The sequence below is a fragment of the Hungatella sp. genome, assembly GCF_046966825.1.
Map to the genome: position 1 here is coordinate 1 of NZ_JBKVCZ010000197.1, position 8,802 is coordinate 8,802.

The window sequence follows — 8,802 nt, forward strand, 5'->3', positions numbered from 1 at the left end:
AAAGAAAAAAGACAACCGCCTCCTATTAGGAGGCTAGTTGTCTACAGTCTGAACATAGGGAGCATTACCAGCAGGTAATGCTCCCTATGTTTTTTGTTGTCATTTATGTATTTATTCTTTATGAATCCATATCTTCGTCCGATCCCTTACCCGATTTGCGATCTTCCTTATCCGATCCCTGATCCGGCAATTCCCCGGTCTTCTGTGCGGCGGTTCTCTTTGCCTTTTCTTCCGCATAGATCCTGTCGATCTTCCGGTTATGGCGCCGGGCGATGGAAATAACAATAGCCGCGAGCAGGGCTAACGGAATCCAGAAAGGACATGTGGTGATGAAGAGGATCAGTAGATTCGTCAGGGCTGTGACGATGGACTCGAAATTCTTTGCGAGCCCGTTTTTAATTCGTGCTCCGGTCGTCTCCGGTGTGACAGGCGTGTAGGCCGTCACTTCTGAAATGCTTAAATAGACGGTGCTGTAATCCACCTGATTGTCGTAGAGGCGAAGCTGGGACTCCATGGATTCCAACTGGTAGCGAATATCAGAGAGCCGCTGTTCCAGCGTGATGACCGTATCGATGGACTCGGCCTTCTCCAAAAACTGCCAGATGCGTTCCTGCTCGATCTCCAGTGACTTTTTCCGGCTTTCCACGTCGCTGTACTGAAGTGTTACGTCCTGCGTGGACTCTGATTTGTTGGTGACGTTCCCGCTGTCACTGACCGCTCCCACGAAACGGTCCAGTTTATCGTTGGGGATGCGCGCGGTGATGTTGCCGTACCGGGGAACAGGCTCTCCGCGATAGTTCAAGCTGGTGCCGGAGATATCGGACTGTTCGATGTAGCCGCCTGCTTCAGACAGCTTGGCATTGATGCCGGAGATCATCTTGTCGAATTCTTCCGTCTCCACCTGCATCGTGATGTTGCGGATCAGTTTGCGCCCTTCCGGCAGGAGCGGAGTACCTGACGCATCCATCTCCAGTTCGCCGCCGGAACCGCTTTCGGATTTCTGAGATGCAGAGTCATAGGTCATAGAGGTGTTTGACACGGTTTCGGCGGCTGCCTCTGTGTAAGCCGCCGTTGCTTCTGCTACCATTGAAGATTTGCTGCCCGAGCCGCATGCGGTGATTCCGACCACAGCGGCAAAGAGCGGAATCATAAGTGAAACCACTTTTTTCATAATGATTCTCCTCCCTGAGAATGGATTAAATTTGGTTCCCGGGCGTACAGATGAAAGAAAGCAATTTTCCGCTACGCCCTGATAAGAGAATACCATGGCAGAAAATGGATTGCAACGAAAGTAATAAAGGATTAAGAAAACATTAGATGTTTGGAAACAATATTAAGAAAAAATGAAAAACAAATCTGCAAAGACGAAATAAAAGAGAAAGAAAGCATACTTGACAGTCTATATAAAAGGCGGTACCATAGACTTATAGAAAAAGGAATCGCGCTGGGATTATCGGAAGGTTCCGGTGCGGGGAAGGGAGTAATAATATGGGGAAGAAGTGGATGACCGCTGTTGTTGCCGCGGCGCTCAGTGTGGTAATGGCATCATCGGCATTTGCCGGAACCTGGGAGAATCAGGAGGGAAGATGGAAGTATCACAACGATGACGGCAGCTATGCGGCAGCCCAGTGGGTAGAGGACCAGGGAACCTGGTATTACGTGGAGCAGGACGGCTTTATGAAGACCGGCTGGTTCCAGGATGGCGCCGGAGTATGGTACTATTTTGATGAGAATACGGGGGCCATGGTTTCTGGCACAACCCGGAATATCGGGGGAACCGATTATACGTTTGACGGTTCCGGAGCGTGGGTACAGCCGCAGGTACGGCTGAATGACGGCTGGAATGGGACGACCTACGTGAACCGGCTGGTTGGATACCAGATTACGCTGCCGGATTCCTATCAGGCTGTTTCGGGGAATACCGTCTCACTGCCGGAGGAGGCGCAGTACGACATGGTGGCGTCAGCGCCCGACGGCAACAGTATCATCGTCACCGCCATTATCAATATGTCTGAGCTGGACGGGGAAAACTGGTCGGATGAGGAACTGGCCTATTACTTTAAATATATTTATAGAAGCGAAAGCGATGTCATCGGCGCTTCCTTCAACGATCTGGGGTTCGCAAAGATCACGTTAATACAGAGTGAAGAGGGGATTGCCGATGTCTATTTCAAACGCTGCGGCTCCTATGTACTGATGATTGAGACCGTGTTTATTCCATCGAGATGGCAGGAGATTGACGATATTCTCCACACGATGAAGATTCCAAACTGATGGATTCCAAACGGATGGATTCCAAACGGATGACAGGATAAGAATTACGCACGGGCGAAGCGGTATGCCCTTTTGGCAGGCAGCCTGTTATCCAGGCTGCCTGTTTTACGTCTTCTTCGCATCGGAGGGGGTGGATTCAAAGTATTTTTTGTACGCCCTGGAAAAGGTAGAATAGTTTTTAAAGCCGCAGTCAAAGCATACACTGGTAACGGGCGTCCCGCTGCGAAGCAGATCCCGCGCCAGCAAAAGGCGCTTTTCGGTTATGTAATTTCCAAGGGTATAGCCGGTGGCCTGTTTGAACAGGTGCATCAGATGGTAGCGGCTTAAATAAGCGGCGTCGGCGATCTGATCTACGGTCAGATCCTCTGTCAGATGCCCGGCTATGTATTCCATGACTGCGGAGATTCTGCGGTCGCCGGTGCCGGGGGAGATGTATTCCACCCGTCCGGTCAGGGCGGCGCGATTTAATTTGATCATGAACTCCAGAAATACCACCTGGCAGTACAGCTCTTTCGCGTATCCATCGTGGGCGCAGGCGTATTCTAAATCGGTGATAGTCTTAAAGAGTCCGCTCTTCTCCAGCGAATGAATCCGCAGTACGTTGGAACGCAGCTCCTTCGCCTTATGGAAGCAGTCGCTTAAGTCGTAGGTGTCGGACCGGTAGGAGGTGATGAAGCGGGGGGAGAGGTAGACGATGATCCGTTCATAGGGAACCGACGGATCGATGTCCGGCCTGTGAATATCGTTATGGCTTACAAGGACGATATCGTAAGGCTGCAGCTCATACGCCTGGCCTTCGATCCGGTATGTCACACGGCCCCGGATGAAGATGATAATTTTATCGAAATCGTGGTAGTGGTATTCAAAATCCTGTTTTTTTGTATCAGTCAAATGGAACAGCCGAAAGTCGCTGTTTAGGTATCCTCTTTTTTCATAGCCGGTCATAAGTTCTTGTTTCCTTTCCTCAACGGTTCTATTATACAGCAATAGACACAATATGCAATAAAAACAGCATAATATCGATAGAATTGATAAATAATGCTGGCTATAATAGAGGGAAAGAATGAATGACAAAAGAGGGAATTAATCATGAAGATTATTGTTTTAGCAGGCGGATACAGTCCGGAGCGGGATGTGTCCCTGTCCTCGGGCTCTTTAATTGCCAATGCGCTGATGGAGCGGGGCCATGAAGTCTTTTTCCTGGATCCCTGGCTGGGAATCAAGGCAGGAGAGCGGGGTCATTACAGGACCAGGGAAGACGGGCTGGGCTTTGCTTACGAAATCGGCGGGGAAGCCCCTGACTTAGAGCTGCTCGGAGCAGGTACCGGTGCGAAAATATCGCTGATTGGCCCTGGCGTTCTGGAGGCATGTCGGGAGGCGGACATGGTGTTTATCGCGCTCCACGGCAGCGCAGGAGAGAACGGACAGATCCAGGCAGTACTGGAGGCGTACGGAATTCCCCATACGGGCAGCGGTTATATGGGAAGCTTACTGGCAATGGATAAGAATATTTCCAAGATTTTGATGAGGGCGGCAGGAGTGGCTACTCCCGACTGGTATCTTGCAGAAAAGGGAAAATGCAGTCAGCCGGAATTCCTGCCCTGTGTCGTAAAGCCTCTGGACTGCGGTTCCAGTGTGGGAGTCACAATCGTAGACAACGAAGAAGAATGGCATACGGCGCTGGAAGCAGCATTTTCCTATGGTGACCGCGTACTGGTGGAGAAGAAGATTACGGGACGGGAGTTCTCTGTAGGCGTACTGGGCGGAAGAGCCCTGCCTGCTATAGAGATCATACCGGAAAAAGGATTTTACGATTATAAAAACAAGTATCAGCCCGGCATGACCAGAGAGATCTGTCCGGCCGGGATCGATGAAAAGCAGGAGTCAAGGCTGGAAGCTGCCGCTCTGACGGTCCATCGTATCCTGGAACTGGGATACTATTCCAGAGTCGATTTTCTGATGGATGGAGACGGCGCCATCTACTGTCTGGAAGCCAACACACTTCCGGGTATGACGCCTTTCAGCCTTCTTCCGCAGGAGGCGAAGGCAGCCGGAATCACATATCAGGAATTATGCGAAGCAATTGTTAAAAACGGGAAAGGAGCCGCATTATGAAGATTACATTAGAGAAATACCATGGACTCGGAAACGATTACCTGATCTTCGATCCGAATAAAAATGAATTAAAGCTCACAAAGGAGGCGGTACGGCTGATCTGCAACCGCAATTTCGGCGTCGGATCGGACGGCCTTCTCGTTGGCCCGATTCTGGGGGAAGACAAGATGACGGTGAAGATCTTGAACCCGGATGGCAGCGAGGCGGAGTTAAGCGGAAACGGTGTCCGGATATTCGGCAAATACTTAAAGGATGCGGGCTATGTGCAGAAAAATCATTTTTCGGTCAATACCTTAAGCGGGGAACAGCAGATCCACTACCTGAATGAAGAAGGAACGAGAATCAAGGTTTCCATGGGGCATTTAAGCTTCTGGAGCGACGAAATCCCGATGACGGGGCCGAGGCGTGAAGTCTTAAATGAGACGATGATGTTTGGCAGCATTCCGTACCGGGTGACCTGTGTCTCCATCGGCAATCCTCACTGCGTGATCTGGCTGAGCGATATCTCAAAGGAGCTGGCCTGCCGCATCGGCCGCCACTCCGAAGCGGCCGAGTGTTTCCCGGAAAAGGTAAACACCGAACTCCTCAGGGTGGTAGACAGGACCAATATCGAAATCGAGATCTATGAGAGAGGCGCTGGCTATACCCTCGCATCCGGAACCAGCGGCTGCGCCGCGGCGGGAGCGGCCTACAAGATGGGCCTCACCGATCCCAAGATGTATGTCCATATGCCGGGCGGAGTGCTTGAAGTGGAAATCGAGGAAGACGGCTCCGTCCTGATGACCGGAGACGTGGGCTACGTCGGAAAATTTACCTTATCCCACGAAATGGTGGAGCAGCTGCGCAGCCTGTGAGTCCTGGTATTGACAGCTTGAAAAGCGGGTGAAACTTGCCGCAAGGATGTATCCTGTATACATCTTTGTGTGGGCAAATTTCACCCGCCTTTTCATTCTGTACCGCAATTTTCTACGCACAACATCAATTTCGTTTTGTTGACGTACCCCCTCCCATAGCTTATAATAGATAATAATTGTGATAGAATGCCGGCGGTATTGACTGCGGCAGAGAGGCGGAACGTATGGATCAATTGCCAGTGGCTGGAGAAGGTACCGGCATTTATGTTATAGACGAAGATTACAGGATTGTCTACTTCAATGAAACAGCAAAGGCTGTCTGCCCGAATTTAAGAGTAGGGATCACCTGTTATCAGGGAATCTGTAATGGAGATTCTCCATGCAGCGGCTGTCCGGGCATGAAGGAGGACTGCAGCCGTATTCTGTTTTACGACGCGGTGAACCGGCAGTGGCTTGAATTGTCGTCGGGACAGGTTGAGTGGCCTGGGTGCGGGCGGTGCTGGCTGATGCTCTTTAAGGTCGTGGACAGGCAGAGCAGGAGCCTGTTTTACGATTTGACGGAGACCAGTGTCTATGAAGAGCTGTTCGAGTTAAACCTGGCAGAGAATACCTATAAGATACTCTTCCATCAGAATGGGAAATACGTGATTCCCGCCATGGAGGGAAGACTGGATACCATGTGTATGGAGGTTGCAGATCGTATGATTGATCCGGAGGACCGGGAGCGATTCCTGGAGTTCTGGAATTTCGATACGCTGTCGCAGCGCCTGAGCGGAAAAAACCACACCATAAGAGGGGAATTTCGGAAGCTTCTTGTGTCCGGGGAGTACTGCTGGGTGGCCCAGACTGCCGTGCTGCTGCGGACGGGGGAGCAGGATAAGACGGTTATCATGGTTTTTATCCAGGATATCGATCAGCAGAAGAAGCAGGAGACTGCGGTTTTGGACAGAGGCGGAAGCAGGCTGGAAGAGAAGGATTCCATGATGGGATTGTACCGGTACGGTCCGTTTCTAGAGAGAGCGGAACAGTTTCTACGGGAAAAGCGCGGCGCAAGGTTCAGCATGGTTGCCATCGATATCGAGCATTTCAAGCTGTTTAACGAATGGTTCGGGGAGGAGGCCGGGGACCGGTTCCTGATCAGCATTGCGGAGCAGTTAAAAGAAGTCGAAAAGCAGTGCGATTCCATGGCCGGTTATATGGGCGGCGATGATTTTGCCATCATCATTCCGAGAGACGAGTCGGTTCTTGGGAATCTGGAGCGGGGAATTAAGCATTTTGTGAAGCAGTACGGGGGAAGCGCCGGATTCCTTCCAGCCTTCGGTGTCTATGAGATAGAGGATTGGAATCTATCCGTCAGCATGATGTATGACAGAGCTTCCATCGCCCTTTCCACGGTCAAGGGGAATTACTTAAACCGTACAGGGCGGTACGACGCGGGAATGAAAAAGAAGATGGAGGACGATCAGGTGCTTCTGTCGGAGGTTCAGAGGGCCCTGGACAACCGGGAGTTTATCTTCTACGCCCAGCCCCAGTGCAATATGCTGACGGGGAAGATTATCGGACTGGAATCGCTGGTCAGATGGAACCATCCCGTAAGGGGCATCGTGCAGCCGGGGGAATTTATTCCCCTTCTGGAGAGCAATGGCTTTATTACCAATCTGGATCTTTACGTCTGGGATATGGTGTGCGGAAGGCTTCACGACTGGATTGCGGCGGGGCATAAGCCGATTCCGATCGCGGTCAATGTCTCCAGAATCGATATCTATTCCATGAACGTTACGAATACGTTTGCAGAGCTTACGAGCCGGTATGAGATCGATCCGGCGCTCCTGGCCATCGAGATCACGGAAAGCGCCTACGCCGAGGATTACAATCTCATTCGCCAGGTGGTGATTGATCTGCGGAATGCGGGCTTTACCGTCTTTATGGACGACTTTGGAAGCGGATACTCCTCGCTCAACATGTTAAAGGATGTAAATGTGGATGTCATCAAGATTGACACCAAATTTCTGGATATGAACGAGAACAGCCAGAACCGCGGCATGGGAATCCTGGAGACCATTGTCCGCATGGCGAGGCTGATGCAGCTGCGGGTGATTGCGGAGGGCGTGGAGAAAAAGGAGCAGGTGGATTTCCTGAGAAATGTGGGCTGTATCTACGGGCAGGGCTATTACTACTACCGTCCGATGCCGATCGAACAGTTTGAACCGCTGCTTCTCCATGAAGAGAATGTGGATTACCGCGGCATTCAGGCCCACCAGCTGGAGGAACTCCGTCTGGAGGACCTGGTCAATAAGGATGTGACCAGCGAGGCAATCCTCAATAATATGCTGGGCGGAATGGCACTTTACGATGTCTGTGGGGAAAAGATCGAGCTGCTTCAGGTGAACGAGGGGTATTACCGGGTGACCGGCTGTAATCCCATCGATCTGGAGGAACGCAGGAAATTTATTATGGCGCAGATACACGAGGATGACCAGGGCAAGGTGCTGGAGCTCTTCGAGGCGGCCTGCAGAAATCCGCTGAAGGGATCGGAAGGCATCATACGGCGCTACAGGCTGAGCGGAGAGCTGATGTGGATTTCCCTGCGCATCTTTTTCTTAAAGGAAAGGGATGACCACAGGCTGTTCTATGGATCGGTCAGCGACGTGACAAAGGTAAAACGACAGGAAGAGAGGCTGGCATCCTCCCAGCGGATTCTCGCGGATGTCCTGAATATCAACGGAGATGAAGGCGCATTTGAGCCCCAGATGCTTAAAACGGCCGGAGAATCCATTGAGCTGCAGAACGACGAACTGGAGTTTCTGGATTCCGGCGTTCCGGGCGGTTTTCATTGCTGCCGCTGGACGGAGGACATGGAGCTTCTCTATGTGAGCGGGCGTTTCCTGGAAATTCTCGGAATTACCGGTCGTGAGCTGGAGGAGGAGTATCAGAATCAGATGGTTTCGCTCATCCATCCAGGCGACCGGGACCGGGTACTGTCCGCTGTTATGGCAGAGAAACAGACAGTATATAGCCTGGAATTCCGTATGCGGACGAAGACGGGATATGTATGGATCCGCTATCAGGCGAGACGAAAACACTGGAATGGCAGCACATTTTTATATGGAGTCATCCTGGATATCGATGAGATTATGGCATTGCGTCAGGAGATAAAAGAGTGCAGAAAACGATTGGAAGAACTGGAGCGATGCAGGCCTGTGGAGACGGATCTGCTGACGGGTCTCCATAACCGGGAGACGGGGATTCCCCTGATGAAGGAGTGGATATCCAGGCGCAGAGTCCAGCCGTCCGCGCTGGCACTGTTCCGGTTTCACGGGTTTCCAGAGGTGAATGAGGCGCTGGGACAGGTGAGTGGGGACCGGATCCTGGTGAACAGTGTGGAGAAGCTGAAGAGCTTTTTCCGTGAGGAGGATATCGTCTGCCGCATCAGCGGATATGAGATCCTGGTGCTCTGTAAAAATATCGGGAGCAGGGATATGCGCAGGAAGCTGGAACAGCTGATGGCGGATATGAAGATGGAGCTGTCCCTGGAGTCGGCAAAGATCCGGCCTTCCAT

Annotated in this window: 6 protein-coding genes; 4 read left to right on the plus strand and 2 right to left on the minus strand. The window is 51.6% G+C overall.

The window, feature by feature from the left end; translation table 11 throughout:
* Positions 1 to 118: 118 nt before the first annotated feature.
* A complete protein-coding gene (locus tag ACLTD4_RS31535; RefSeq protein ID WP_117623593.1) occupies positions 119 to 1,171 on the minus strand; it encodes a DUF4349 domain-containing protein in 1,053 nt (350 codons plus the stop codon).
* Between the two features lie 317 nt (positions 1,172 to 1,488).
* Here ACLTD4_RS31535 and ACLTD4_RS31540 point away from each other — a divergent pair, with 317 nt between their 5' ends.
* A complete protein-coding gene (locus tag ACLTD4_RS31540; protein WP_002603154.1) occupies positions 1,489 to 2,274 on the plus strand; it encodes a hypothetical protein in 786 nt (261 codons plus the stop codon).
* A 105-nt stretch (positions 2,275 to 2,379) separates the two neighbouring features.
* On the opposite strand, the gene ACLTD4_RS31545 is transcribed toward ACLTD4_RS31540, so the two are convergent.
* Positions 2,380 to 3,219 (minus strand): helix-turn-helix domain-containing protein, encoded by an 840-nt coding sequence (locus ACLTD4_RS31545; protein WP_002603155.1) that lies wholly within the window; start codon positions 3,217 to 3,219, stop codon positions 2,380 to 2,382.
* Positions 3,220 to 3,363: 144 nt separating this feature from the next.
* Here ACLTD4_RS31545 and ACLTD4_RS31550 point away from each other — a divergent pair, with 144 nt between their 5' ends.
* The 3 genes from ACLTD4_RS31550 to ACLTD4_RS31560 form a co-directional block, all read left to right on the plus strand.
* Positions 3,364 to 4,389, plus strand: a complete 1,026-nt coding sequence (locus ACLTD4_RS31550) for a D-alanine--D-alanine ligase (protein WP_117623594.1) — start codon at positions 3,364 to 3,366, stop codon at positions 4,387 to 4,389.
* Complete coding sequence (gene dapF, locus ACLTD4_RS31555) at positions 4,386 to 5,243, plus strand: diaminopimelate epimerase (protein ID WP_055658682.1); 858 nt, start codon at positions 4,386 to 4,388, stop codon at positions 5,241 to 5,243. The genes ACLTD4_RS31550 and dapF overlap by 4 nt, the downstream gene beginning before the upstream one ends.
* Before the next feature lie 224 nt (positions 5,244 to 5,467).
* Positions 5,468 to 8,802: EAL domain-containing protein (locus tag ACLTD4_RS31560; protein ID WP_412331868.1), on the plus strand; the 3,335-nt coding region annotated here is incomplete at its 3' end.